This window comes from Luteolibacter sp. Y139, from assembly GCF_038066715.1.
Lineage (GTDB): Bacteria > Verrucomicrobiota > Verrucomicrobiia > Verrucomicrobiales > Akkermansiaceae > Haloferula > Haloferula soli.
This window is the reverse complement of sequence record NZ_JBBUKT010000001.1, coordinates 368371-394727: the sequence shown is the minus strand read 5'-3', so window position 1 is coordinate 394727 and position 26357 is coordinate 368371. Positions and strand designations below refer to the sequence as shown.

The 26357-nt window shown below is 63.4% G+C and carries 27 protein-coding genes; 20 read left to right on the top strand and 7 right to left on the bottom strand.

Annotated elements, in window-relative coordinates; genetic code table 11:
* The first annotated feature begins 26 nt into the window (after positions 1-26).
* The 6 genes from WKV53_RS01760 to WKV53_RS01735 all read left to right on the top strand — a co-directional run bounded on the left by WKV53_RS01760 (position 27) and on the right by WKV53_RS01735 (position 6036).
* A complete protein-coding gene (locus WKV53_RS01760; RefSeq protein WP_341402622.1) occupies positions 27-998 on the top strand; it encodes a hypothetical protein in 972 nt (323 codons plus the stop codon).
* A 72-nt stretch (positions 999-1070) separates the two neighbouring features.
* Positions 1071-1661, top strand: coding sequence for a lipid-binding SYLF domain-containing protein (locus WKV53_RS01755; RefSeq protein ID WP_341402621.1), 591 nt, complete (start codon positions 1071-1073; stop codon positions 1659-1661).
* 163 nt (positions 1662-1824) lie between these two features.
* Positions 1825-2997, top strand: a complete 1173-nt coding sequence (locus WKV53_RS01750) for a peroxiredoxin family protein (RefSeq protein WP_341402620.1) — start codon at positions 1825-1827, stop codon at positions 2995-2997.
* A gap of 99 nt (positions 2998-3096) precedes the next feature.
* Entirely contained in the window at positions 3097-4935 is a 1839-nt protein-coding gene (locus tag WKV53_RS01745; RefSeq protein ID WP_341402619.1) for an ATP-binding protein, read from the top strand.
* Positions 4932-5591 (top strand): response regulator transcription factor, encoded by a 660-nt coding sequence (locus WKV53_RS01740; protein ID WP_341402618.1) that lies wholly within the window; start codon positions 4932-4934, stop codon positions 5589-5591. The genes WKV53_RS01745 and WKV53_RS01740 overlap by 4 nt, the downstream gene beginning before the upstream one ends.
* Before the next feature lie 70 nt (positions 5592-5661).
* The gene (locus WKV53_RS01735; protein ID WP_341402617.1) at positions 5662-6036 is read left to right on the top strand and encodes a response regulator; all 375 of its coding nucleotides are present in this window, start codon (positions 5662-5664) and stop codon (positions 6034-6036) included.
* A gap of 185 nt (positions 6037-6221) precedes the next feature.
* On the opposite strand, the gene WKV53_RS01730 is transcribed toward WKV53_RS01735, so the two are convergent.
* Positions 6222-7172 (bottom strand): helix-turn-helix domain-containing protein, encoded by a 951-nt coding sequence (locus WKV53_RS01730; RefSeq protein WP_341402616.1) that lies wholly within the window; start codon positions 7170-7172, stop codon positions 6222-6224.
* A gap of 74 nt (positions 7173-7246) precedes the next feature.
* Between WKV53_RS01730 and WKV53_RS01725 the strand changes: the two genes are divergently transcribed.
* From WKV53_RS01725 to mntR, 5 genes are all read left to right on the top strand, one after another.
* Positions 7247-8668 carry an arylsulfatase B gene (locus WKV53_RS01725; protein ID WP_375341823.1) on the top strand — a complete coding sequence of 474 codons (1422 nt, stop codon included), beginning with the start codon at positions 7247-7249 and terminating at the stop codon, positions 8666-8668.
* Positions 8669-8692: 24 nt separating this feature from the next.
* A complete protein-coding gene (locus WKV53_RS01720) occupies positions 8693-9052 on the top strand; it encodes a SpoIIAA family protein (RefSeq protein WP_341402614.1) in 360 nt (119 codons plus the stop codon).
* 44 nt (positions 9053-9096) lie between these two features.
* Positions 9097-9873: a porin family protein gene (locus WKV53_RS01715; RefSeq protein ID WP_341402613.1), complete on the top strand. Its 777-nt coding sequence runs from the start codon at positions 9097-9099 to the stop codon at positions 9871-9873.
* A gap of 102 nt (positions 9874-9975) precedes the next feature.
* Positions 9976-11631, top strand: a complete 1656-nt coding sequence (locus WKV53_RS01710; protein WP_341402612.1) for a GH39 family glycosyl hydrolase — start codon at positions 9976-9978, stop codon at positions 11629-11631.
* Positions 11632-11856: 225 nt separating this feature from the next.
* Positions 11857-12300 (top strand): transcriptional regulator MntR, encoded by a 444-nt coding sequence (gene mntR / locus WKV53_RS01705; RefSeq protein WP_341402611.1) that lies wholly within the window; start codon positions 11857-11859, stop codon positions 12298-12300.
* A gap of 176 nt (positions 12301-12476) precedes the next feature.
* Here mntR and WKV53_RS01700 read toward each other — a convergent pair whose 3' ends face one another.
* The 4 genes from WKV53_RS01700 to WKV53_RS01685 all read right to left on the bottom strand — a co-directional run bounded on the left by WKV53_RS01700 (position 12477) and on the right by WKV53_RS01685 (position 14429).
* Positions 12477-12689 (bottom strand): hypothetical protein, encoded by a 213-nt coding sequence (locus WKV53_RS01700; protein ID WP_341402610.1) that lies wholly within the window; start codon positions 12687-12689, stop codon positions 12477-12479.
* A 191-nt stretch (positions 12690-12880) separates the two neighbouring features.
* Positions 12881-13084, bottom strand: coding sequence for a hypothetical protein (locus tag WKV53_RS01695; protein WP_341402609.1), 204 nt, complete (start codon positions 13082-13084; stop codon positions 12881-12883).
* 114 nt (positions 13085-13198) lie between these two features.
* Positions 13199-13702 carry a HEAT repeat domain-containing protein gene (locus WKV53_RS01690; protein ID WP_341402608.1) on the bottom strand — a complete coding sequence of 168 codons (504 nt, stop codon included), beginning with the start codon at positions 13700-13702 and terminating at the stop codon, positions 13199-13201.
* A gap of 58 nt (positions 13703-13760) precedes the next feature.
* Positions 13761-14429 carry a hypothetical protein gene (locus tag WKV53_RS01685; RefSeq protein WP_341402607.1) on the bottom strand — a complete coding sequence of 223 codons (669 nt, stop codon included), beginning with the start codon at positions 14427-14429 and terminating at the stop codon, positions 13761-13763.
* Between the two features lie 211 nt (positions 14430-14640).
* Between WKV53_RS01685 and WKV53_RS01680 the strand changes: the two genes are divergently transcribed.
* The 7 genes from WKV53_RS01680 to WKV53_RS01650 are packed head-to-tail and all read left to right on the top strand — an operon-like array spanning position 14641 to position 21666.
* Positions 14641-15396 (top strand): RDD family protein, encoded by a 756-nt coding sequence (locus tag WKV53_RS01680; RefSeq protein ID WP_341402606.1) that lies wholly within the window; start codon positions 14641-14643, stop codon positions 15394-15396.
* A complete protein-coding gene (locus WKV53_RS01675; protein ID WP_341402605.1) occupies positions 15393-16361 on the top strand; it encodes a stage II sporulation protein M in 969 nt (322 codons plus the stop codon). The genes WKV53_RS01680 and WKV53_RS01675 overlap by 4 nt, the downstream gene beginning before the upstream one ends.
* A 4-nt stretch (positions 16362-16365) precedes the next feature.
* A complete protein-coding gene (locus WKV53_RS01670; RefSeq protein ID WP_341402604.1) occupies positions 16366-17784 on the top strand; it encodes a DUF4129 domain-containing protein in 1419 nt (472 codons plus the stop codon).
* Complete coding sequence (locus WKV53_RS01665; protein WP_341402603.1) at positions 17781-18872, top strand: DUF4350 domain-containing protein; 1092 nt, start codon at positions 17781-17783, stop codon at positions 18870-18872. Before WKV53_RS01670 ends, WKV53_RS01665 begins: the two co-directional genes overlap by 4 nt.
* On the top strand, positions 18869-19873 hold the full coding sequence (locus WKV53_RS01660) for an AAA family ATPase (protein WP_341402602.1): 1005 nt from the start codon (positions 18869-18871) through the stop codon (positions 19871-19873). The genes WKV53_RS01665 and WKV53_RS01660 overlap by 4 nt, the downstream gene beginning before the upstream one ends.
* Before the next feature lie 18 nt (positions 19874-19891).
* On the top strand, positions 19892-20323 hold the full coding sequence (locus WKV53_RS01655; protein ID WP_341402601.1) for a DUF7832 domain-containing protein: 432 nt from the start codon (positions 19892-19894) through the stop codon (positions 20321-20323).
* A gap of 38 nt (positions 20324-20361) precedes the next feature.
* Complete coding sequence (locus WKV53_RS01650) at positions 20362-21666, top strand: DUF58 domain-containing protein (RefSeq protein ID WP_341402600.1); 1305 nt, start codon at positions 20362-20364, stop codon at positions 21664-21666.
* A 4-nt stretch (positions 21667-21670) separates the two neighbouring features.
* Here WKV53_RS01650 and WKV53_RS01645 read toward each other — a convergent pair whose 3' ends face one another.
* The gene (locus tag WKV53_RS01645; protein ID WP_341402599.1) at positions 21671-22093 is read right to left on the bottom strand and encodes a superinfection immunity protein; all 423 of its coding nucleotides are present in this window, start codon (positions 22091-22093) and stop codon (positions 21671-21673) included.
* Between the two features lie 20 nt (positions 22094-22113).
* Between WKV53_RS01645 and WKV53_RS01640 the strand changes: the two genes are divergently transcribed.
* A complete protein-coding gene (locus tag WKV53_RS01640) occupies positions 22114-23769 on the top strand; it encodes an esterase/lipase family protein (RefSeq protein WP_341402598.1) in 1656 nt (551 codons plus the stop codon).
* A 178-nt stretch (positions 23770-23947) separates the two neighbouring features.
* On the opposite strand, the gene WKV53_RS01635 is transcribed toward WKV53_RS01640, so the two are convergent.
* Positions 23948-25300: a tetratricopeptide repeat protein gene (locus tag WKV53_RS01635; RefSeq protein WP_341402597.1), complete on the bottom strand. Its 1353-nt coding sequence runs from the start codon at positions 25298-25300 to the stop codon at positions 23948-23950.
* Positions 25301-25413: 113 nt separating this feature from the next.
* Here WKV53_RS01635 and WKV53_RS01630 point away from each other — a divergent pair, with 113 nt between their 5' ends.
* On the top strand, positions 25414-26352 hold the full coding sequence (locus WKV53_RS01630; protein ID WP_341402596.1) for a bifunctional riboflavin kinase/FAD synthetase: 939 nt from the start codon (positions 25414-25416) through the stop codon (positions 26350-26352).
* Positions 26353-26357 lie beyond the last annotated feature (5 nt).

The following is a 26357-nucleotide window of genomic DNA, read 5'->3' as shown; positions in this document are numbered from 1 at the left end:
AGACGATGCTCTCATGCCTGATTGGCTTGATCCTTCCGCTTCTGGCAGCGGCACAGGAGCCGCAGGCGATGGCCCGGACCAGCATCAAGCAGCAGGGCGAGATCTGGATGGGGCAAAAGGTGACGATGGTGGTCGAGTTGCTTGCGCCCGGGTTTTTCGCGGGCAATGCCTCCTTTGATCTCCCGCGAGTATCAGGTGTGCTGATCGTGCCACCGGTGGGCTCGCCGCTGGTGTCGAGTGAGGAGAGCGGAGGAGTTTCCTACACGGTCCAGCGGCACGAGTTGATGCTGTTTGCGCAAGCGGAGGGAGAGGTGACGGTGCCCGCTTGCGAGATACGGATCGAATTCAAGCGCAGTCCGCTTGATAAAGAGACGGTGAAGCAGGCGGTGAAGACGCAGCAGCTTTCATTCAAGGCCATGAGGCCACCGGGAACGAGCGCGGGACAGACGATCATCACTTCCACGGACTTGAAAATGGAGGAGACGTGGAAGCCTGAACCTGGAGCGAATGCGAAGCTGGGGGCGGCCTTTGTCCGGACGCTCAAGTGGACGGCGAGCGATGTCACGGGCATGGCATTTCCGCCCTTCAGGCCCGCGCCTGTCCAGGGTCTGGGGATCTACAGGGCAGAGCCGGTCGTGGAGGACAGCGAGGAGCGGGGGAGCCTGCACGGGGAGCGTAGGGATACGGTGACCTACGTCTGCAAGGCTGGCGGGCGCTTCGAGATCCCGCCGCTGACCATGACGTGGTGGGATCCGGAGAAGAAGGAGCTGAAGAAGATCGTTTTCAAGGCCCACGCCTTCGAGGTGCCGGTGCCGCCGCCTCCGCCGGTGACGCTCCGGGTGTGGCTGAAGCGGGTATGGCGCGAGCATGGGACACAGCTCGTCGCCGGAGCTGTTGGAGTTCTTTTCCTACTACTTGCACTCCGTGTCTTCGGAGCGAGGGTGACTGGTTTTCTCAAGCGTTTGTTGCCACGGCACCTGCCTTCCCTGAATCCCTGAATTCCCGGTTGTCCTTATGATCCCGGTCTTTCCTTTCCCGGCTCCCCCCAACCAACGAACCAAGAAACTACCATGAAAATGACCATCAGGCGCCTTACTTTCGGCGCTTTCGCAACCGTGTCGGCACTAGGCCTCAGCAATTGTGCCCACGAACCCGTCACCCAGGCCAACGCTTCCCATGCGAGCGGCAGCCAGATCTCCCGCGATTCCCACGCGGCTCTCAATAGCCTCTATGCAAAAGACGCGCACGCGCGCCGACTTGGCAACAAGGCTGCCGGGGTGCTTGTCTTCCCGGACATCGTGAAGGGCGGCTTCATCTTTGGTGCCGAAGGGGGCAACGGAGCCCTGCTTCAGGGCGGCAAGACGACCCGCTACTATCAGACCGCAGGTGCATCCTTCGGCCTGCAAGCGGGCGTCCAGAAATTCGGCTATGCGCTCTTCCTGATGAACAAAGCAGAAGTCGCGAAGCTTGATCAGGCCGGTGGCTGGGATGTCGGCAGCAGTCCGTCCGTCGTCGTCCTCGATTACGGGAAGGCCACGGAATACAGCACGGCGACCGCGGACAACAAGAAGACCTACGCTTACTTCTTCAATCAGAAGGGGCTCATGGCGGGTCTGGGATTGAAGGGCTCGAAGATCACCCGCATCCATCCCGGGCAGTGAGCATCGCTGGTGATCCGGATTCACGCTTTCGGACCTGGTGGGAGAGGACTCTCTCGCCGGGTCCGGGGCGGAAGACGGTTTGAGAAACTGCCATGAAAATCAGGGCAGATTTTCGCGAGGAATGGGGTTGCAGGATCCGGCGGCTTTGTGGATCCCGTTGTGGATGAAGAAGGCTCTCTTGCTTGCGTTGCTCCTGCCCCTGTCCGCGCCTGCCCAGCAGGAGCGGCCGATGTTTCCGGTGACATCGGTTCCGATGTCGGAAGCGGCGAAGACGGCGTTCGATGAAATCGATGCGGCGCATCGCGAGCTGGGACCGCAGCAGGCTGGATATTTCGAAGGGAAGACGCGTGCCGAGCTGGCGATGATGCGTCAGGGCGCAGAGCGAAGACTGCGGGAGGCGGCGATGAAATTCTATACGGAGCATCCGGAGGATCCGATGCGTTGGGCGGCGGTGCTGCGGATGTGCATGATCCGCGACCAGTTCGTCACCGGGGTGAAGGACGGCTACGAGACCGCGCCGCCGGCGAAGTCGATGGACTTCCTGATTGTGGACGAGGAGGCGAAGGCGGCGTGGGAGAAGAAGCTGGGCGAGATGGTGGCGGCGATGGCGGCGGCGCCTGACGTGCCGTGGGAGGTGGGGGAGAAGAAGATGTCGCTGGATGTGGCGCAGCAGATCTCCGCGGCGCTGCGGGCGGGGAAAGGTGGGGACCCGGCGCTGCTGGAATCTCCCGATGCGCTGGCGGCGAAGTTTCCGAAGGGCAGCGCGGCGTTGCAGGCTTACCAGTCGGTGCTGCGGGCGAGCGGGATTCAGGGGACGGAGAAGGAGGCGGATTTTTGGAAGAAGCTCGCGACGAGCCCGAATGAAGCGGTGAAGGTCCGGGCGGAGGGCGAGCTGCAAAAGGTCAAGGCACAGAGCGAACCGGTGGATGTGAAGTTCACCGCGGTGGATGGCCGTGAGGTCGATCTGGCGGCGCTGCGCGGCAAGGTGGTGCTGCTCGACTTCTGGGCAACGTGGTGCGGACCCTGCGTGGCCGAGATTCCGAATGTAAAGAAGGCCTACGACGCGTGGCATGCCAAGGGCTTCGAGGTGATCGGCGTGTCGCTCGACAAGCCGGACGCGAAGGACAAGCTGGAGGCCTTTGTGAAGAAGAACCAGCTGCCGTGGCCGCAATACTTCCATGACGGTGAGGGGCAGAATCCGCTCAGCGGGAAGTTTGCGGTGACCTCGATTCCGGCGATGTTCCTCTTCAACAAGGAGGGGAAGCTCGTCACTACGAATGCCCGGGGTGAGCGGCTGGAGGTGGAGCTGGGGAAGCTGTTGGGGGACGGGAAATAGGAGCGGGCCGTCTGGAGTGCTCTCGTTCCCATCGCAGGTGAGGACGGGGAAAACCGTTGCGATGCCGCGGGCTTCGCGGTTAGTCATGCGGCATCCCCCATGAGTTGGGTTACCTGCATTTGGTCGGCGGCTTCCGGGGCATGCCTCGTATTGGCAATCCTGCATTTTCTGGTCTGGTGCAGCGATCGTCAGGCGAAGGCGAGCCTGGTGTTCGCGTTGATGGCGCTCAGTGTCGTCGGGGTGGGGGTGTGTGAGCAGGGAATGATGCGCTCGGCCACGCCGGAGGCTTTCAATATGTGGCTGCGCTGGATGCACGTGCCGGGCCTGACCGCGATCGCGGGAGCGGTAGTTTTTGTGCGGCTCTATTTCGGGACAGGGCGCCCTTTGCTTGGTGGCCTGACGCTGGGGGTGAGGCTTGCCGCCGTGGTGATGAATTTCTGCCTGACTCCGAACATCAATTTCCGGGAGATCAGAAGTCTCGTCCAGATCCCGTTTCTCGGGGATGAAGTCTCGATTGTCGGTGAGGCGGTGGTCAGCCACTGGGTATGGTTGGCCCAGGCGAGCTTCGTGTTCTGGCTGGCCTATACCGTGGATGCGTCGGTGTCGCTTTGGAAACGTGGTTCCAAGGAGGGGCGTCGCCGGGCGCTGGGGATAGGCGGGAGCATGTCGATCTTCATCCTGCTGGGGATGACCCACACGGTCTTGACGCTCCACGGGGTCATCCATTCACCGGTGGTGTGGAGCCTGATCTTCGGGCTGATGACCCTGGCGATGGGCTACGAACTGAGCCGCGATGTGTTGCGTGCCTCGCGGCTGGAGCATGATTTGCACGAGAGCGAGTTGCGCCTGAGCCTGGCTGCTTCAGCTGCCGGGATTGCGGTGTGGGAGTGGGATGTTTTGAAAGACCGGATCAGGGTGTCGTCGATCGGGCGAAAGCTTTATGGAGTGGAATCGACCGAAGACATCGACTATGCCCGGTTCGATAGAAAGCTGCATCCCGATGACCGGCAGCGGGTGCGGCGGGCGATCGATGCCGCGCTCGCGGGGCCTGAGCCTTTTGCCGCGGAATACCGTGCGGTGCTGCCGGATGGGTCGCTGCGGTGGATCGCGGCGTCCGGGCAAGTCGAGCGGGATGCTCACGGACAGGCGACGTTGTTGCGTGGTGTTTCCACCGACATCACGGCAAGACGGCTCACCGAGCAGGAGCTGCATCAGGAGCGGGAGCAGCTTTCCCATACTCTCCGGCTGGCGACGATGAGCCAGATGGCCACTTCGCTGGCGCATGAGCTGAACCAGCCCCTAACAGCGATGGCTAACAACGCCGGGGCCGCGCGGCGGATGCTGGCGAAGGGCACGGCGAGCGATGATCAACTCAGCGAGATTCTCACCGACATTGTCGACGATGCCCATCGGGCGGGCGAGGTGATCCGCGGAATGCGCGGCATGGCGCGGCGCGATCACGGTCCCCGTGAGGCGGTGGATCTCAATGCCCTGGTAGCGACCGTGCAGCGGCTGGTGGCGGCGGAGGCGCTGGTGCGGGATTGCGAGTTGGTAGCGGAGGCGGAAGCGAGCTTGCCATGGGTGAATGCGAATCCGGTGCAGCTCCAGCAGGTGCTCTTGAATCTGCTGATGAATGCCTTCGAGGCGAGCGAGTTGCCCGGAGGCGTGACCCGGCGTGTGATTCTACGCACGGAGTCGGAAGGCGAGTCGGCGGTCCGCGTCAGTGTGCGGGATCATGGTCCCGGGCTGCCGCCGGAGGGTGCGGAGAAATGGTTCGAGCCCTTTCACACCAGCAAGCCGAATGGCCTGGGCATGGGGCTGGTTATCGTGCGCGGGATCGTGGAGGCGCATGGCGGGGCGCTGAGGGTGGATGCCGCGGATGGCGGAGGTGCGTGCTTCCATTTCCGCCTGCCGGCCGCTAGGGAGATGCCCGCATGAGCTTCCCCCTGCCGCATGTCATGGTCATTGATGACGACGCTTCGGTGCGCCGCAGCGTGCTTCGCTTGCTGGAAACGGAGGGATACGCGGTGGCCACATTCTCTTCGGCTGCCTCCTATCTGGAGAGTCCGGCTCCCTCTTCCGCGGCCTGTGTGGTGCTGGACGTGCAGATGCCGGGCATGAGCGGAGTGGAACTCCAACAGGCGCTGGCGGAGCGTGGCCTGGGCGAGCAGATCATTTTTGTCACCGGACACGGCGACGTGCCGATGTGTGCGGAGGCGATGAAGAATGGCGCGGTGGATTTCCTGCAGAAGCCTTTCACCGAGGATGCCCTGCTCAAGGCGGTGGCACGCGCCATCCAGCGCGCGACCGATTGGCAGGCGACGAAGGTAAATCGCGAGCGGAACGAGGTAGTGAGGAAGCAAGCCCTGGCAAGCCTCGCCAAGCTCACGCCGCGTGAAATGGAAGTATTCCGGTGGGTGATCTCCGGCTTGCTCAACAAGCAGATCGGCGCGGAGCTCGGGACATCGGAGAAGACCATCAAGATCCAGCGCGGAAGCATCACGACGAAGCTCGGCATCACCGCGGTGGCGGACATGGTAAGGCTCGCGCAGCAGGCCGGCATCGAGCCGGCGAGGAAGAGCGAATTGGCGTAAGTCACCTGCTTCATCGGCATAGGCCGATGGTGGTATGGCGGCATTCCGGGCGGCGCGGCATCGTGATGTCATGCCGAACGATCCGGCGATGTGTGTGGTGGATGACGATCCCGCCGTTTTGAAATCCCTCGGCCGCTTGCTCGGCTCGGAGGGCTATGTGGTACGCACGTTTGGAAACCCAGCTGAGTTCATCCGGCATGCCTGCGATCATCCGGTGCCGCTGGTGGTGGTGGATTTCATGATGTCCGGCTTGAGCGGCCTGCAGGTTCAGGAGCGCTTGCGAGCGCTTTCGCCCGAGACCCGCTTAATCATGATCAGCGCCACCACGGATCCCGAGATCGATGCGCGCTTCCTGGCGGGTGGTGCGGTGGCGATTTTCCACAAGCCCTTCGATGAGGACGAGTTCCTCGATGCCGTGCGGCGCGTGCTGGATCACGCTGCCTAGGCCCAAGGTCGTATTCATTCCTTTCCGCCCTGAAATTTATCAACGCTGAACTGGCAACTGATCGATCCCGATTTTCCGGAGCAAGCCGTTCTTGCGCCCGGACGGTCCCGTCCTCCCGGGGGAGGGCGGGACCAACTCCGATCAGCCGCCGGACAGTTTTGTTAGATCCAATGTTGCCCGCACTGTCACCTGCGCCGTGTCTCGCTCGGCTTCTCGCCGAAGAGCGTGCGGTAGCTTGCCGAGAAGCGGCCGAGATGGTGGATGCCGTGAGCGTAGGCGATGGCGATGATCGTTTCGCGGTGGCCGTCGCCTTGGAGGAGGGAGCGGCGGATGGCGTTCAAGCGCAGCGTTTCGAGGTGATCGCGCGGGCTTTGATCGAAGACGGAGCGAAAGGCGTACTCGAGTTCGCGGCGGCTGACATGCAGCGCGAGGCAGAGGTCCGGGACTTGCACCGGCTCGGCGAGGTGATCGCGCATCCATGCCTCGGCGCGGCGGGCGAGACGGGCGCGGTTCCGCATGGAGCTGGTGGCTGGCTCCGCACCCGCGGAAAGTTCGCAGGCGGTGGTGAAGGAGTCGGTCACGGCTTCAGCGACCTGATCCATGAGCCATGGGGTGGCCGCGCCCTTGAGAAGTGCGCGGCATTCCTGGAGGCGGAGTTTGATCCGCTCCGCCACAGATGGGGGAAGGCGACAGACGGTGAGCCGGTCCGGGCCATCTTCTTGCCGTCCAGCGAGGGCGAGGCAGCGGTTCCAAACGTCTGCCGGCACGGCGGCGGTGAGCCACTCGTAGTCCGCGGCGGTGCGGCCATCCACTTCTTTTCCGGGAGGCAGCAGGGCGATGGTTCCGGGCGCGGCAGCCTCGCCGTTCCAGATCGCTTCGCCCGGTCCCATGGCGAAGCAGAACGATCCCCAGCCGCCGGCCAACACGCCGCGGACCCGGGTGCGGACGTTTGCCTCGCCGAAGTCGAGTGCCCAGGCCGGGCTCTGGAATTGCTCCACCTGCGAGGCCCGTTCTTGGCGCCGTTGGAAGTCCACCGAGAGCTCGATCCCCGAGACTGCGTCGCCGAAGCCATCCGGCTCGGTGATGACGCGCCGCGAATGGCGGAGGGGAAGTGCGGGCGAGGGGAGTCGGGCCACGGTGGAATTGTGCGCAAAACGGATAGCCGGGAAAGAACGCTTTTGGCAGTATTAGAAATCCTATTCTCCCCATGATGAGTCCACGCATCCGGTCATTCCCCGCCCTTCTCTTCGGCATTCTGTGCGCTTTCCTTTCCTGTAAGGTTCACGCGGCTGCCCCGCACATCCTCTACATCGTGGCCGATGATCTCGGCTGGAAGGATGTGGGTTTCCATGGAGCAGAGGAGATCAAGACGCCGAATCTCGACAAGCTCGCTGCGGAGGGAGCGCGGCTCGAGCGCTTCTATGTCCAGCCAATGTGTACGCCGACGCGGGCCGCGCTGATGACGGGGCGCTACCCCTTCCGCTACGGTCTGCAGACGATCGTGATCCCGAGCAAGGGGACCTATGGCCTGGCGACGGACGAGTATACCTTACCGCAGACATTGAAGGATGCTGGCTATTCCACCGCGATGATTGGCAAGTGGCACCTCGGCCATGCCGACCAGAAGTATTGGCCGCGGCAGCGTGGATTCGATTATCACTACGGGGCAGTTCTCGGTGAGATCGATTACTTCACCCACTCCGCTCATGACGTGCTCGATTGGCAGCGCGACAACAAGCCGGTGAAGGAAGAGGGCTACGTCACGCAGCTCCTGGGGAAGGATGCCGTGAAGCTCATCGGCGGTCACGATGCTTCCAAGCCGCTGTTCCTTTACCTCGCCTTCACCGCGCCGCATGCACCGTATCAGGCGCCGAAAGAGTATCTGGATCGCTACAAGAACATCGCCGACGAAACCAAGCGTGCCTACGCGGGCCAGATCACTTGCATGGATGATGAGATCGGGAAGGTGCTGGAGGCGCTCGACAAAAAGGGGATGCGCAAGGACACACTGATCGTTTTCCACGGCGACAATGGTGGCACTCGTGACGCCGCGATGACGGGTGAGAGCAAGGTGAAGACAGTTCCTTGCGACAATGGTCCGCTCAAGGCTGGCAAAGGCACGCTTTATGAAGGTGGCACCCGGGTGCCGGCCTTTGCCAACTGGCCGGGCCATATCCAGGCCGGTGAGGTGAAGCAAGTGATGCACGTGGTGGACATGCTTCCGACGCTGGCGGAGGTGGCCGGTGCTTCGACCGCGAAGAGCAAGCCGCTCGATGGCATCGACGTTTGGCCTGCTATTGCCGAAGGAAAGCCGTCCGGACGCGACGAGGTCGTCTACAACGTCGAGCCTTTCCGCGCGGCGATTCGGCAAGGAGACTGGAAGCTGGTGTGGCGCAACATGCTGCCGTCATCCGTGGAGCTCTTCAATCTCGCGGAGGATCCGAACGAGACGACCAACCTGGCCGACAAGCAGCCGGAGAAGGTGAAGGTGCTGCAAGCGCGTGCGGAACAACTCGCGAAGGAGTCCGTGAAGCCGCTCTTCATGGAGACGGCGATGCAGGCGGTCTTCAGCGGCATCTTCGGTCCCGCGCCGATTCCGACCGACGAGAATCCGGCGACCGCTGAACCTTGACCGATTTTTCCATCAGAATCTGCAATGAGCGCCGAATTGATCGACGCCTTCGATGGGATCGCCACCGTCGAAGTGACGGGCAAGCTGTCCCCGGACGAACTCGCGGAAGTTCATCGGCAGACAGCGGTGCCCCTTGCGGAATGGGGTGGTGGTTGCCTGTTGGTCCTCGCCGACCGTTTCCAGGGTTGGACCGAGGACGACAAGTGGGCGTCGATCAATTTCCAGACTGCGAACGAGCTGCTGGTGCACAAGATGGCGATGGTCGCCGATGTGCGCTGGGAAGTGCTGGCGATGATGTTCACCGCCAGAGGGTCGCGGCCCTTCCCGATCGAATATTTTTCAACCGGACAAGAGGCTGAGGCCCGTTGCTGGCTGAAAGCTTAGATGAACGAACTCGACCCGCTTTTTTGAACTCCCTATTTTATTCCATGATGAAACCCGGCTTCTTCCTCCTCGCCCTGACCGCACTTGCCCAAGCCGGCGAACCGGTCGCTTCCGCTCCGTATGTGATGCCTGCGTCCAGCCATGCTTCCGGCTGGGAATTCACCACCGCACTCTATGCTCCCTTGATGGGGCTGGAGGGAGACGTCGGTGTCGCCGGTCTCGCTCCGACTCACGTCGACGTGCCCTTCGATGACATTCTCGACAACCTCGATGGCGGATTGAGTGGTGCCTTCGAGGCGCGCTATGACCGCTGGTCGGTCACTGTGGATGCGATCTGGCTCAAGATCTCGGCCGCGGCCAATCCGGTCGCGAGTTCTTATGTGCGCTTTTCCCAGGATCAGGTCATGGCCTCGCTGTCGGTGGGGTATGAGATCTATGGATCTGAAAGCACCTCTCTCGATTTCGTCGTGGGTGGGGCTTTGAACAGCATCGACATGGATGTGGACCTGTTCACGCCGAACCTTCCGGTTACCACGCGTTCGGCTTCGGGTTCGCAGGAGTGGATCGATCCCTTCGTAGGTCTGCGTTTCACCCAGCGTCTCGGAGATCGCTGGAGTGTCTTCGCAAATGGCACTTACGGCGGCTTCGACGTTTCTTCGGACGAGTATTGGCAGGCCGTCGCGGGCATCGCCTACCGCCTTACCGACAGCACTTCGATCGCGCTGGCCTACCGGGTGATCTCCGTGGACTACCACCAAGGCGGCTTCGTGTATGACACCGAGACCAGCGGGCCCAATCTCGGCCTGGTAATTCGTTTTTAAGGGGAAAACCGGCCCTGCGGCGGAGGGAGTTGCATCTTTCCTCCGCCGCGGGTGTCGGAAACGTGATGGCAGGTATTCCGGGGAGCGGCCACGCTGGTCGCCATGACCCTGAAACCCATCCCCCTCCTGTTGTTTTCGGCTGCCCTTGCCTCGGCGGAGTCGTTTCCCGTCAACATTACGGTCGACGTGGCGCGGCCCGGCAAGGAGCTGAAGCCGATCTGGCGGTTCTTCGGCGCGGACGAGCCGAACTACGCCTACATGAAGAACGGGGATGAGTTGTTAGGGCATCTCGGCTCGATGAGGCCGAAGGAAGTTTACTTCCGTGCCCATAGCCTGTTGGTCACCGGTGATGGCACGCCCGCGCTGAAGTGGGGCTCCACCAATGCGTATACGGAGGACGCGCAGGGCAATCCGGTCTATGACTGGACCATCGTCGACCGGATCTTCGACACCTACCTGAAGGATGGGGTGCGGCCGTATGTGCAGATCGGCTTCATGCCGCAGGCGCTGTCGGTGAAGCCGGAGCCTTATCGTCACCATTGGACGCCGGCGGCGAAGTATGATGAGATCTACACGGGCTGGGCTTATCCGCCGAAGGATTGGGCGAAGTGGGAGGAGCTCGTCTATCAGTGGGCGAAGCACTCGCTGGAAAAATACGGCAAGGAGGAGGTGCTGAAGTGGTATTGGGAGACTTGGAACGAGCCAAACATCGGCTACTGGCGTGGGTCGCGTGAAGAGTTCTTCAAGCTCCACGACCATGCGGTGCGTGCGGTGCGCCGTGCGATTCCCGAGGCTAAGGTGGGCGGGCCGGATTTGGCCGGTGGTGCAGGTGGGGATTTCCTGAAGGCCTTCATCGACCACTGTGTGAAGGGGAAGAACCTCGCCACGGGAGAGACCGGGACGCCGACGGACTTCCTTTCGTTCCATGCGAAGGGCCAGCCGAAGGACATCAACGGACGCGTGCAGATGGGCATCACGAATCAGCTGCGCGATATTGACGCTGCCTTTTCGGTGATCGCCCGCTATCCCGAATTGAAGGACACGCCGATTGTCATCGGAGAGTCGGATCCGGAAGGTTGCGCCGCTTGCCAGGGCGCGAACCTCGCCTACCGCAATGGGACGATGTATTCCAGCTACACGGCGGCGAGTTTCCCGCGGAAGCTGGATTTGGCCGACAAGCACGGGGTGAATCTGGAAGGTGCGGTGACCTGGGCTTTCGAGTTCGAGGACCAGCCGTACTTCGCCGGTTTCCGCACGCTGGCGACCAATGGCATCGACAAGCCGGTGCTGAATGTCTTCCGGATGTTTTCGAAGATGGATGGTTTCCGCCTGCCGGTGAACAGCGATCACGCGGTGTCCTTGCCTGACCTGCTTCGCACGGGAGTCCGTGGAGAGCCGGATGTTTCCGCGCTGGCGGCGATGGAAGGCAAGAAGATCACGGTGCTGGTATGGCACTATCACGACGATGACTTGCGCGGGCCGGATGCTGAAGTCCGCGTCGATTTGTTAGGTGCGCCGAAGGGCGTGCCTAAGGTGAAGCGCCACCTGATCGACGAGACCCACTCGAACTCCTTTACGGCATGGCAGGCGATGGGTTCGCCGCAGCAGCCGACGGCGGAGCAGATCGCGACGCTGGAGCAGGCGTGCAAGTTGGCGGAGGTGGAGGAAGCGCCTCGATTCGTTGAAGAAGAGAAGCTTTCGGCGGTGATGCTGACCTTGCCGCGGCAGGGGGTGAGCTTGCTGGAGTTGGAGTGGTAAGGAACAAGGGGTGCTTGTCTCGAATGCACAGGAGGAATCAGCGTCGCCGGTGAGGGTTCCTCTGTCGCTATGCGACAGGGGTCCATGGCGGTCGTCATCCATGGACTGAAGTCCATGGCTACCGTCCTTGACCGCTACGCGGTCGAAGAGGGGAGCGGGTGATGCGGAAGAGTGCGGGCTGGAAATGCCCTTGTCTCTTTTGCCGCTGTGCCTTCATCTCGGGTCGTGCCCGCGAGATCCCAGCGCACCAGCGGCTCGGTCGCCATGGATGACTACCTCGAGCAGATCCTGCATCTGATCGAGTCAAAGGGTTATGCCCGCGCGATCGATATCTCGAAGAACCTCGGCATTTCGCAGGCCAGCGTTACCAACATGCTGCGCAAGCTCGATACCGAGGGCTTGGTCAAACACGAGAAGTACCGCGGCACCGTCCTCACCGAGGAAGGGCACCGGATCGCGAAGGCGATCATCGAGCGCCATGAGACGCTGACGCGTTTCCTCCGGCTGTTCGGCATCGATGAGGAAACGATTTACCGGGATGTGGAAGGCATGGAACACCATGTCTCCCGGCCGACGCTGGCGGTGATCCGCGCCATGGCCGACCTTTTGGAGTCGCGGCCGGGCCTCTTGGAAGAGGCCCGGGCGAAAAGCAGCGAACTCCGCGGCTGAAAGGCTTTTTTCAAGAGCCGGGGCGGGTTTCCCGCGGCTTCGGTCGGTTTCAGTGCAGAGGCCCTGAGGAAAGGCAGGAGCTTACAGAGAAAGACCACTGAGGAGAATCATCGCCAGATGACATCGGATTCTCCTCTGTGGTCTTCGGTTTCGTCGCTGCTCCTGGCGGTGTCGGCTCAGATCCAGACTTCCTGGCGAGCGAAGGGCCAAGCGGTTTGGAAGCTGCCGCCGGACTTTTCGAAGCGGGAGTCATGGGCGCCAGAGACGATGGCGAGAGCCTGGGGCTTCTCGAAGGGGCGCATGAAGGTGGCGGGCTTCGGGGTGACAGCGCGGGGAGCGGAACGGAGCGCTGCGAGGGCCAACTGCGTGATCTTATCCTGAGTGCTCATGGGGAAGGAACGGTGTGTGGTTTTGGGTGTGTGTGCGTCCTGAAGGACATGGACACTTTGCCAAATTTCGCAGTTCCTAACATTCCGTAATCGCGTGGGTTCAAGGAACCCGGGGGAAAGGCCGGATTTGCCCCGGAAAATGAAGCCCCGCCGCCGGACGGTGCCGGGGGCGGGGCGAAACTGAGGGGGCCTTAAATCCGGACCTCGCGGCGGGCGGAGGGCGGAATCAGTGGCAGGCCGCCGGATTCGAGGGTGATGCTTTCGCGACCCGTGTAGAGGGTGCGCGTGGCTACCGCTACGCTGCGTCTGGCGGCCAAACCGGGAATACAAGGTGCCACGGGGCCGGAGAGAAGGACAGCAAGGGCTGTCCGTGCGATCTTATCGTCAGGGGTCATGTGTTGGGGGGATGTGGGGGGAATGTCGCGGCGATCCGGGGGAATCGCCGTTGGACATGGGCATCCTGCCGCCAATGACCGGGACCTGCTATTCCGCTATCGCGGAGGATCGAATCAGCGATCGGCTTCGCTGACGATCTCGGCCGTCGCCCGGCGAGCTTCTTCGGAATCGGACCACGCAGGCAGGGAAAGGAGGTCGGCAGCCTCGTGGAAGGAGGCGATTTCCGCCGGGTCCTTCAGGCGGCTGGCGGCGTCGCGGAGGAAAGGGATGGCATCGCTTTCGCCGAGCATGACCAGTCCATCGCGGGCTGCCTGGCGGATTTCCGGGTCGGTATCGAGCAGCCAAGGGCGGATATCCTTCACCGCGGAGGGCTCGTAGCGCAGGGCGGCGGATTCGATGATCGCGCGGGCCGTCACGAGGCGTTCGGCATCGGTGGCAGGCTTGGTTTGCGCGCGACCGCTGCTGTCCCGCTCTGCCAGTTTGGCGGAGGTTTGCTGGCGCTTGGCCGGTTCTTGACCAGTGACAACAGTTGGGGAGGCATCGGAGGATTTCGACGACGTGATCGCCACGAAGATCGTCCAAAGGGCGAGGCCGGAGATAATAAGGAAACTTTTCATCGGAGGAGAGTGGCCCCGCCGGGGATGACCGGCGGGGCGGGGAAAGAAGGTGGATCAATCAGGGGACGGCTGCCGGAGGCAGCATCGTGGACAGGTCGGCGGCCCGGCTGGTGGTGGAGCGGTAGGTGCCGGTCACGATGCCGACGCCGGTGCCGGACTTGCCGGTCAAATTGTAGCTCTCGCTGAGGAGTTGGACCGTGGTGGTGGTGGCGCCGGACTTGAAGGTGCCGGCTTTGAACGTCTGCGAGCCGAAGGCAGTGCAGGCGCCGTTTTTCACGTTGAGGCTGGCGAAGGTGCGGCTGAAGAGGCTCGGCTTCGGCGCGCCGCCGGTGGGTGTGAATTCGGTGCCGTTTCGCGCCATTCCCTGGGCCACTGGCTGGGTCAGCAGGGTGGCGGGCACGGCGACGGCGAGCTTGCCGGCCTTGGTGGCGTAGAGGTTTCCAGCACCGGTCGGGTCGGCGAGGCGCTGGATCATCCAGCCGGTCAGGGTGCCATCGAGCAGGTTCGCGACGCGCATCGCTTCGAGGATGTCGCGGTTGATGTAGCGGACGGAGCTGGTGGTGAAGGTCTTGCGAACGCCGCCCTGCACGTTTGAGGTGGTGGGCGGGTTTTCGGTGGTGATGGTGGCTTCAAGCAGGACCGGCGCGATTGAGCCGGGCTTGGGAGCCTGGCCATAGGCGGTGGTGAGGCCGGCGAGGGCGAGCAGCGGGAAAACAAACGGTTTCATGTGACAGAGGTCAGGTCGGTAGTAAGCGGGATGATGACCGCGGGCGGAGGCTCTCGGGGAGAGCGCTTGGTGCCGCGGTTCATAGAGCAAGTCGAATGAGGGACGATTTCCTTGGAAGATTTGTTCAGGAAATCTTCGGAGGGGGGGCCAGTGGAAGAGGGCGAACGGACTTTACGGATATCTTGGGGCGGTTAGCCTTCGGGCGACAGAGATGGAAGAAAGCACGCTGCGAATCGACACCTTGCAGGCCATTGAGCTGGCCGAGGGGGTGGAGGTGCGGCTGCGGATTGCGGGGCCGTTGCCGCGGGGGATTGCGCTGGGGATTGATATGATCTTGCAGGGGCTGATCCTGATGATCGGGGCGTTTATCCTGGTGCTTGCGGGGATGGGGATCGGGTTTCAGGTGGCGGCGGGGATGTTCCTGCTGGCGTGGTTTTTCATGCGCTGGTGGTATCCGGTGTTTTTCGAGGCATCGAAGCGGGGGGCGACGCCGGGGAAGCGGATGCTGGGGCTGCGGGTGGTACAGACGTCGGGCGCGCCGATCACGTTCGGACAGGCGATTTTGAGGAACTTCCTGCGCTGCGTGGATGAGATGCCGCTGTGGCCCGCGGCGTGGACGGGCGGGATGTTCGTGCCGGCGATGGCCTTCGGGCTGGCGGCGTGCATGGCTACCAGGCGCTTCCAGCGGCTGGGCGATCTCGCGGCAGGGACCGTGGTGATTTACGATCGGGTGCTGCCGGAGCCGGCAGTGCCCGCGCCGCCGCCGATGGAAGCGGCCCGGCCGGCGGTGGCGCTGCGGCCGGAAGAAGTGCGCGCGGTGGTGGCGTTTCGCGAGCGGGCCGGATTGTGGTCGGAGGGACGGCGCGCGGAGATCGCCGACCACGCGAAGGAACTAACAGGCGGTGACGGCCAGAAGGGCGTCTCGCGCATCATGGCGATAGCCCACTGGTTGCAGGAACGACGATGAGCCCCGGATCCTTTGAAGAACGCCGCGCCGCCGAGTGGGTGGAACTGGACCGCCTGATCACCAGCGTGGAAAAGGGCAAGCCGACGGAAGGCGTGGACGAGCTGCCGCGGCGTTTCCGCGAAGCGTGCTCCGACCTCGCGCTGGCACGCCACCGGATGTATGCCACCCACCTGATCGACCGGCTGAACACGCTGGTCATCCGTGGCTACAAGCTGCTCTACCGCAGCCGGAAGCACGGCTGGCAGGCGGTGCTGAAATTCGCCGTGGCCGGTTTCCCGCAGACGATCCGGAAGGAATGGCGGCTGTTCTGGCTGTGCAATGCGCTGTTCTGGATTCCGTTCTTCGCGATGCTGGTGTCGGCGTGGTTCGACATTGACTGGATCCGCTCCGCGATTGGCCAGGATGGCATGGCCAGCATGGAATCGATGTATGGCGGGAAGGAAGAGCAGATCAGTTTCCTGCGGAAGGAGTTCGGCTCGAACTTCATGATGTTCGGCTTCTACATCCGGAACAACGTCGGCATCGACTTCCAGATCTTCGCCGGCGGGATCGCCGCCTGTGTGGGCACGATCTTTTTCCTGGTCTTCAATGGCGTGAACATCGGTGCCTCGGCGGGATATGTTCACTACGCCTGCAATCCCGAGTCCTTCTGGACCTTCGTGGCAGGGCACTCGTCGTATGAGCTGCTCGGCATGGTGGTGGCCGGGATGGCGGGCATGCGCCTGGGGCTGGGGGTTTTAAAGCCGGGGCGGTTGCCGCGGTCGCGAGCGATCGCTGAGGCGGGGCGGGCTGCGTTGCCGCTTCTGTTAGGCGCGGCGGTGATGACCGGGATGGCTGCGATTGTGGAGGGCTTCTGGTCGGCGCAGCCGATCGAGTCGCAGGTGAAGTATGCCGTGGGCATTGCCGGCTGGGTGGCGCATGCGGTGTATTTCCTGGCGCTGGGAAGGGGGACGCGTGCGGCTTGAGGACATGACGGCCGAGCTCCGCCCGCGGAGCGATTGGGAAGCGGTGGACCTGGGGATCGCGCTGACACGGCGGGATTTCTGGCGGCTGCTCGGCTGCTGGTGGCTCGGCATGTTGCCAGCGCTGGTGCTGTCACTGATCTTCCTGCGCGATCAGCCGGTGCTGCTGTTGCTGGCCTGCTGGTGGTGGATGCCGGTGAGCTCGCGGCTGGTGCTGTTCGTGCTCAGCCGGCGGCTATTCGGCGAGCTTCCGACGTGGAAGGCGGTGGTGCGCGAGTGGCCCCGGGCGAGCGTGCGGCGGTTCTTTTTCCGGATGCTGTGGGCGCGTCTTTCTCCATGGAGACCGCTGACGATGGCGGTGGAGGATTTGGAAGGGCTGCGAAGGAAGGAATATAGCGCGCGGGTGCGGCTGCTGCTGCGCCGTGGCGATGCCACCGTGGTGGTGCTGGCGCTATGGCGGGCATTCCTCACCCTGTGGCTGGGGATCGCGGTATTCGCCACGGCGCTGATGTTTCTCCCGGCGACGGAGGCGCAAGCATGGGGCCTCGCGATGCAGGAGTGGGGTGGCAATTCCTGGGCAGGCCTGCCTCCGGCTTTGTTGTGGACCGGCGTGGCCTCGGTGATGCTTTCGATGTCACTGGTGGATGTCTTCGGCACCGGTGCGGGTTTCGGGATCTACGTGAACCATCGTACCTGGATCGAAGGTTGGGATGTGGAGCTCGCCTTCCGCCGGCTGGGCAATCGCTTGCGCGGTGCTGTCGCGGTGGTGATGACATTCCTGCTGCTCGGTATCATGGCGCCGCGGGCGGTTGCCGCAGAGCAGGCTCCGAAGGATGTCATTACCGAGGTCAAGGCGAACCCGGACTTTGAGGTCTTCAAGCGCACCTGGCAGCAGAGGAACCCGGGCAGATCGTGGAACTGGAATGGGCCGGGCGCGTGGTTTGTTTATCTGCTCCAGGGTCTCGGCTGGACCTTTCTCGGTGCGGTGATCGCCTTTCTGGTGTGGGTGATCTGGCGGCATCGCCATGTGTTCAGGGGCCGCGGCATCAGCATGACCAAGCCGGTGCCCGCTGCGGCGCGGGTGGTGATGGGGATGGACGTGGCGCCGGAGTCCCTGCCGAAGGACATTCCGACGGCGGCGATGGAGCTGTGGCGCGTCGGCCGCCGCCAGGAGGCGATGAGCTTGCTCTATCGCGGTGCGATTTCTCGGTTGATCGAGAACGGTGGCGTCGAGATCGCGGAGTCGGATACCGAGAGCGATTGCCTGCGACGCGTGGAGGTGGAGGCGGCGGTGCATGCCGGCTACTTCGGTGGGCTGACGAGCGCCTGGATGATGCTGGCCTACGGGCGTAGCGCACCGCAGGACGAGCGAATGCAGGAGCTGTGCGCGGCCTGGCCCTTTTCCGTGGAAAGGAGGCAGGCGTGAGGCTGCTTTGGATCCTGCTGTGCCTGCTGTTCGCCGGATGCGGCGGCAGCTACACGACGCGCACCGAGGAAACGGGCTACAAGGGCAAGGCGAAGCTGGATGCCTACCTCGCTGCCGCGCGGTTCCTGGAGCGGATGGATTACACGGTCATCAACAAGCCCGGCTGGCCGGACCTCGACAAGGTGTCGGTGATGCTGGTGCCGGCGTCGGTGCTCGCGACGGATGCCTATGTCCGCGAGGTGAAGGAGTGGGTCCAGGGTGGCGGACATCTCATCTGTCTGTTCGAGAACGCCGAGTCGTATCATGACGATTGGGGCAGGAGCGGGAGCTTCCGGTTTTCCGGCAACGAGGAGGTTCCGAAGTCGCTCGAGACGTGGCTGAAGGAGGAGGGCCTGACCTTCAGTTCCGAAGGCGCGAAGGTGGAGGCGAAGAAGCTCCTGCTGGATGAGGATAGCTACGAGGTTTTCGCGGAATCCACGATCGGTGTCCAGAAAGGCAACCGCGTCCGCCGGGCGATGGCGCAGGCGGATGTCGGCGACGGGATCGTGACGGTGATGACGGACGCCCGGCCGTTCCGGAATCGCTACATCGGCGACAACGATCATGCGGAGTTGCTGCTGGCACTGGTGGACATGTCTCCCCATTCAGGAAGCGTGGCGATCATCCGCGATGCGGGGCTTTCGCTGTGGTCCATGCTGTGGCAGCACGGCTGGCCGGCCTTGATCGGGCTGCTGGTGCTGACGGTGATCTGGCTGTGGAAAAACATGCCGCGTTTCGGCCCCATGCGCCGCGAGGAAGAGCCGACCCATCAGCGTGACTATGATCACCACCTCGAAGCGCTGGGTGATTTCCAGTGGCGGCTCGACAAGGGCCAGGCGCTCCTGAGGCCGCTGCGGGACTCGGTGTTGGAGCGCGCGCTGCGGCTCGGCGGCCAGCATCATGGCGACGTTTTCGAATGGATGGCCCAGCGCGCCGGGATCACCCGCGAGCGCGCCGAACGGGCGATGACCCACGAACGTCCTGGCGATCCCACCTCCTTCACCCGCGTGGTCGCGGATCTCCAACAGCTCCACCTCTCACTCACATGACCGAAGAAGAAGCCGCCGCCGTAATGTATGCCCCGCCCGAGTCGCCGCCATCGGCCGATGCTTCCGCCCTCGTCGCGCGCCTGCGGGCCCAGGTCGAGCACGCCGTGCTCGGCCAGCGCGAGGTGGTCAGCCAGGTGCTCGCCGGATTGCTGGCGGGCGGGCACGTTTTGTTAGAGGGCAAGCCGGGGCTCGGGAAAACGATGCTGGTGGTGGCGCTGGCGCGGGCTTTCGGTGGAAGCTTCGGGCGTATCCAGTTCACGCCGGACCTGATGCCATCGGACGTGACGGGCTTCCGGCTCTTCGACATGAAGAGCCAGACCTTCCAGCTTCGCCAAGGGCCGGTCTTCTGCAACCTGCTGCTGGCGGACGAAATCAACCGTGCGCCGGCGAAGACGCAGGCGGCCTTGCTTGAAGTGATGCAGGAGCGGCAGGTGACGATCGATGGCGAGACGCTGAAGTTGTCTCCGCCCTTCATGACGCTCGCCACGCAGAACCCGGTGGAGCATGAGGGCACCTATCCGCTGCCGGAAGCGCAGCTCGACCGCTTCCTGATGAAGATCCTGATCGACTACCCGGCGCGCGATGCGGAGTCAGACATCGTTGCTCGCGCCGCGTCGGAGGCTCCGGGGGATTCGTCCACGGCAGACCTCCAAGTGGTGGCCACGCCCGAGGATGTGGTGCGCGCGCAGGCTGCGGTTGCCGCGGTGCAAGTGGTTCGTGAGGTGGTCGACTATGCGGTGGCGATCGTCCAGGCGACGCGTGAGGCGAAGACGGTGTGGCTGGGTGCGGGCACGCGTGGTGCGATCGCGCTGGTGCGCATTGGCAAGGCGATCGCGTTGATGCACGGCCGTCATTTCGTGATTCCGGACGATATCAAGGCGGCGGCGCTGCCGGTGCTGCGGCATCGCGTCCAACTCGCGCCGGAAGTGGCGATGGGCGGGCAGTCGATGGACGAGGTGCTGAAGACAATCGTGGATTCGGTGCCGGCGCCGCGGCAGTAGCATGGAGGCAAAGAGACGATGAAATACGACGACATGTCATGGCACTCCGGAGGTGACTTTCCGGCGGATTTGCCTCCTGAGGCGGGAGCCACGCACACCGGCATGTTTGTCGCGTGGTGCCTGCTCAATGGCTTGGGAGGCGAACTTCATACCGAAGAATTTCCCGATACGCTGGAAAAGCTGCGTGAGAGGAAGCTGACGCCAGGAGGCTTTCTCATCGAAGCGTGCGATGGCAAATTCACCGACGAAGATCTCGGGTCGGAGGGCAATGCCTTCACCGAGGCCTATTTTGATTTCAGTACGGGAGAGTACCTTGCCGATTATGAAGGGTGCCTCGGTGCCCCCGGAGGGAGTCTATACGCAGTGCCCGATACTTGGGACAATTTCGACAAGCTGGCACCGGTGATTTCAAACCGCTTCGAGAGCTGGAAGAAACACGGGTCCGCCTAACCGCTGCTGCGGCCATGATTGGAGATAGTAGATTTTAAATGAGTCCGACTGCCAGAGCGCTGGGAATCGTGGTGGCGTGGGCCCTTTTCGGGCTCGCGGCTTCGGTGTGGCGTGAACTGGTGACGCCGTGGTGGATTTGTGGCGCGGTCCTGGTGGCTGCTGGGCTGCTCGATGGGATTGTGTTGCGGAGGCTGACGCGGGTGGAGGTCGCGAGGCGCTTGCCGGGTCGCTTTGCGGTGGGTGAGGCGGCAGATGTGCGGCTGGATATTCGCAACCCGGGGCGCTTTCCGGCGGTGGTGGATGTGTTCGATGGGATTCCGCCCGGCGGGCAAGCGGAGTTGATGCCGTGGGCAGGGGCCATTCCCGCAGGTGGGAAGGCGCGGGTGACTCATCCGGTGCGTCTGATCGAGCGCGGCATCGCTCACTTCGGGAAGGTCCATGTACGACGGACATCGTTGTTGGGCCTTTGGCGCATGCGCCATCTGGCCGGGGTGGCGGAGGAGGTGAAAGTCTATCCGGACTATGAGCCGGTGCTGAAGTTCGCGCTGCTGGCGATGCAGGCGCGTCAGGAGCACATGGGGATCGTTCGCAAATCCTTCGCGGGGAGCAGCCGGGACTTCCATCAGCTCCGCGAGTATCGTGAAGGCGATCCGATGTCGCAGATCGACTGGAAGGCGACCTCGCGGCGGGTGGCACTGATCAGCCGCGAGTTCCAAGAGCAGCGGAACCAGACGGTGATCTTCCTGACTGATACCGGACGGCGGATGCGGGCGATGGATGGCGAGCTGCCGCAGTTCGACCACTGCTTGAATGCGATGCTGCTGCTGTCCTACGTGGCGCTGCGGCAGGGAGACCAGGTCGGCGTGCAGGCTTTCGGCGGGACCAACCGCTGGCTGCCGCCGGTGAAGGGGGCGCACTCGATGTCGGTCCTGCTGAATCACCTCTTCGACTATCAGACGACGCCGGAGCCGAGCGACTTTGCGGCGGCGGCGGAGAGCTTGCTGGCCCGCCAGAAACGAAGGGCGCTGGTGGTGGTGATGACGAACCTGCGCGGTGAGGATTCGTCCGAGCTGATCCCGGCGCTGCGGCTGCTGCGTTCGAAGCATCTCGTGATGCTCGCGAGCTTGCGCGAACGTTCCGTGGAAGACGCGCGGACGAAGGCGATCGATGAATTTTCCGATGCCCTGCGCTTCGCTGCCGCCGAGCGTTACGACGCCGAGCGCGCGCAAGTGCTGACCACCTTGCAAGGATTCGGCATCCTGACGCTGGACGTGCCGGCGCAGCAGTTCCCGGTCGCACTGGCAAACCGCTATCTGGATATCAAGGCGGCCGGACGGCTGTGACGCGTCACTGGCTTTCGACTTCGGCGATGGACCAGACGAAGGCTCCGACCCAGCCGATGAAGGTCCAGCCGAGCAGGAAATTCAGCGCGAGAATCGCGCCGGAGCGGCGGACATGGTAGCTTTTCGCGACGATGGTCGGGAGGAAATAGACGACAAGGGCGGCAATGCCCACGATGACAATGCCGATATATTTCAGCACATCAGGCATCGACCTCAGGACGGCCTCTTCGCCGAAATAGTAGTAGGTGACCGCGGAGGCGACCACGACCAAGGCGAGCCCGATGACCCACAGACCCCAGGCGGGCAGGGCATGTTCCTCCCGCATGGTTCTCCGCCGGCGGGAATGGCGCGGCTCGTAGGCTTCCTCCGGAATGGGGGCCGGCTTGGAGTCCATGAACTTTGCGCGGAGGGTTTCGAGGTCTTCCATCCCGGGAAGTTATCCTCTCCATGGCGTTTCGCAAGATCCGGTATCTTGCCGAGTGGTCGCGGGCACGCTATCCCTCCCGCGCACCCATGAAGTTCTCCCGGCTTGCGGCGATTCCAGCCCTCGTGATCCTTTGCCAATGCGGCACGCCGTCGGCGCCGGAGTGCCATGTGGTCCCGCGTGCCTCGCGAGGGGAGCCTTCGATTTTCATCGAGCAAGCCCGCCAGGGATGGCGGGGGATGGCGGTGGCCGGTAGCGCGGAGGAGCGGGAACGGGCCCGGCTGTCATACAACGATGCGGTCGGGAAACTCTTCGACCAACTCCACTGCGGCGGCGGGACGATTCAGGAGCAGGCGGTGAAGATGGGCACGACCATCGACGAGTCGCACACGCTCGGGGCGGGAATTCGACTGCAGGATCTCGATGCCATCATGCCCTCGTCGCGTGTTTCCACGAAGAACGTGGGCGAGCGCCACACCGAGGACGGCATGGGGGTGCCGGTGGTGGGTTGGAAGAAGACGGCAGAGGAAGGGAAGCCGCGCTGGGAATTCGAGCCACCGACGGGGGTGCCGCTGAATCTCACGGCGGTGCTGCGTTTTCCTAACAACCAAGCGCCGCAGTGGTCCTTCCGCTATCCGGGCAAGGCGAAGACGGAGCCTGTGGGAAGTCACCCGATGAAGCTTGCGGCCGACTGGTCCGCGCCCTCGGCCTTCTACTGGCACATGACGGACCTGGATGACCTAGACCTTGAGAAGGTTTTCCTGCCGAGTCGCTTCAGTGAGGAGACGGCGCTCTACCTTTCCTCGCCGTATGATCCGAAGCGGATCCCCCTGGTCATGGTGCACGGGCTGAACTCGAGCCCGGGGGCATTCAAGAGGCTGTACAATGAACTGAACCGCGAGCCTTGGTTCCGCGAGAACTACCAGGTGTGGTTCTTCAGCTATCCCACCGGGAACAACTGGACCTACAACGCCGCGAAGTTCCGCTTCGCGATGAAGCTGGCGGACAAGTATGCCCGCAAGCAGGGGCCGGTGGATCGCTGGGAGAAGATGGTGGTGATCGGCCACTCGATGGGCGGCGTGATCACGCAGGCGTCACTGAAGAAGCCGGGTGACCGGATTTACAATGCCTTCCAAAAGCGGCCGCTGGACCAGCTCACCACGAATGAGAAGACGCGTGAGGCGGTTAAGGCGCTAACGATGTATGAGCCGGTGCAAACGCCGGACCGGGCGATCTTCATGGCGGCTCCGCATCGTGGATCGCCGATGGCCGACCGCTTCTTTTCCAACTGGATGGTGAAGCTGATCCGCTTGCCGAAGACGCTGACGGTGGATCTGGTGGACTTCACGCTGAACGATTTCGCGAGCGTGATGACGAAAGGGGAGACTTCGTCGAAGGGGTGGTTCACGAGCATCGGGTCGTTGTCGCCATCGTATCCGCCTTACAAGGCTCTCGATGGGGTGCCGTTCCGGAGCGGGCTGAAGATCAACTCGGTGATCGGCGACCGGGGTAAGGGTGACACGCCTAACAGCTCGGACGGGATCGTGCCGTATTGGTCATCGCATCTGGACAAGGTGGAGAGCGAATTGATCGTGCCTTCGGGTCACAGCGTGCAGAACTGTCCGGAGGCGGGGGTGGAGGTGAAGCGGATTCTCAAAAAGCACCTTGAAGGGCGCTGAGCGGTGGAAGGGGCGGCCCGATTTTGGAGGACGGCTTTTCCGGCGATAGTTCCGGTGTCGCTCTGCGACACGACATGTCGTCCGGAAGATCCGCGGACTGAAGTCCGCGGCTGCCGTCCTTGACCGCTACGCGGTCGGGGAGATGCGTCGACGGAACGTCGACACCCCTTAATGGCCCTTACACCTCGGCCTCTTCCTGCTGCTGCGGGGTGTACTTTTGCTGCAGGGCGGCGAGGCGTTGGTCGGCGGCGCGGAGGCTGTTGAGGATCTTCTTCTGCTTCTCGATCTGCTCCGGCTCGAGGGTGGAGGAAGCGGCGCGCTGGGCGACTTCATTGACCACGGTGTGCAGGGCGCGGGCGGCGGTGGCCTGGAACATAGGGTCGGCGAAGGGAGCGCCGGGGGAGACCTCGGGGTCCATTTGCTCGATGAGGAACTCGCCAAAGAAATGCGGCTGGCAGACGCGATAGACGTGCAGGCCGAGCGCGAACAATTCGCCGGCGAGGGGGCGGAGGCCGGTGAAGCCTTGCTGTTCCCAATGGCGCATCACGGAGAGAGCATCTTCCACCGTGTCGGTGGTGTCGCCGATCCAGTCTTCGGCAAGGCCCGGGCCCTTCTTGGAAGAATCCAGCCACGTGACCAGAGAGTGGGCGAGCAGGTGGCGGCCTTGGAGGGAAAGCTCGGCGGGGGCGGGGTGATTGCGCTCATGGGGAGCGGCGAGGTCCAGCACTTTGCGGGCGTCGGCGGCGGCGGCTTCGGGGTCACCGGCTGCGCCGAGCGAATGGCGTCCGCGATTGAGCAGGGCGTTGCAGAGGGTCAGGAGCTGGGCCGGATTTTCTGGCTCGGGCAGCAGCTCGATGCACTTCTCAAAGCAGCGGCGTGCGTCGTCGTGGGATTCTCCGACGAGACCGCGGTTCGCCCAAGCGAGGGCGAGGCGTTGGAGCACGCCGGGAGTGGTGTCCATCGCTTCGAGCAGGGCGATGGCTTCGTCATAGGCGGCGCGGGCTTCGTCATTGCGCTCGCCGATGCGATGCAGCACGTCGCCGCGGTTCATCAGGCTGGCGGCGAGGCCCCAGCGGACGTTCTCCTCGGCATCGGCCGGAATTTCCTTCCGGAGTTCGATGGCGCGGTCGAAGTCGGCCAGTGCGTCGGGGAGTTCTTCCTTTTCGCCGGCGGAAAGGGTGCAGATGCCGCGGTTGGTGTGGGCATTGGCGAGCTCGTTCTTGCCGCGCGGGGTGCCGTCGTCGAGGTCGGCGGGATTATCGAGAGCCAGCTGATAGAAGGGGAATGCGTGATCGAGCAGGCCGTGGTCGCGGTGGAGATTGCCGAGCACGATCAGGCCGGTCGCACGGGTCGAGCGGGCGAGTGGCTCGGTGCTCTTGTCCAGCGTCTGGACGACGGCGCCGAGTTCCTCGACGGCCTGATTGAACTCCTCCTCGGAGAGTGGGGTGGGGGTATCACGCCACTTGAGGACGGTGGCGAGCATTTCGGGGAGCCCGGGGGCCTGCGGAGCGGATGGGAAAACTTCAGCCATGGGTCGGTTTGGTGGCGGGGAGGTTGGCGGGCGGAGCGGGAGACGCAAGACCGGAAGACGCTAGATGCAAGACTGGACTGGCAGGCGGGAAGGAGGCCGTGCAAGGTCCGGCCGTGCGTCGCTTCTCGGGGATTGCGGAAATGAAGGAACTGGCCGGGCCGGTGCATCTGGCGCTGGGTGTCTTCGATGGCGTGCATCTGGGCCATCAGGCGGTGATCGGCCAGGCGCTCGCGGCGCGCGAGCGGGATGGCGGGACCTGTGGTGTGCTGACCTTCGATCCGTATCCGATCCGGGTGCTGTTTCCGGAGAAGGCGCCGCGGCGGCTGCTGGCCTCGCTTGATCACAAGGCGGAGATCCTCGGGAGGATGGACGTGGATTTCCTGCTGGCGCTGCCCTTCGACCACCGGCGGGCCGGGGAGGAGGCGGAAGATTTCATCCGCGAACTGGTGGCGGCGGGGGTGAAAACCATCGCGGTGGGGGATGACTGGCGCTTCGGGAAGGGGCGGAAGGGCGATGTGACGTTGCTTTCGAGGTTTTCCGGCGAGCTCGGCTTCGGGCTGGAAGCGTTGCCGCCGGTGATGATGGACGGCGACCGGATCAGCAGCACGCGGATCCGGCAGGCGATCCAAGACGGGAATCTGGAGGCTGCGGCGCGGATGCTGGGCCGGGCCTACACGGTGGAGGGAAGAGTGGTGGAGGGCCGCAAGCTGGGCCGGACCATTGGTTTTCCGACCGCCAATGTGGAGCGCGGCGAGGAGCAATTCCCGCCGGACGGGGTGTGGGCGGTGCGGGCGCGGGAGGGCGAAGAGCGCTTCGACGGGGTGGCGAACCTGGGCATGCGGCCGACCGTGGAGGGCGAGGAGCGGACGCTGGAGGTACATCTCTTTGACTACGCTGGCGATCTGTACGGCCGGGTGCTGGAGGTGGAATTCGTAAAATGTCTGCGCGGCGAAAGGAAATTCGAGTCGCTGGAGGCGCTGAAAGAGCAAATCGGGCGCGACGCTGCGGAGGCAATGTATTTACTCCGTGGGCTGGACCACGAGGAGCACTGAAATTT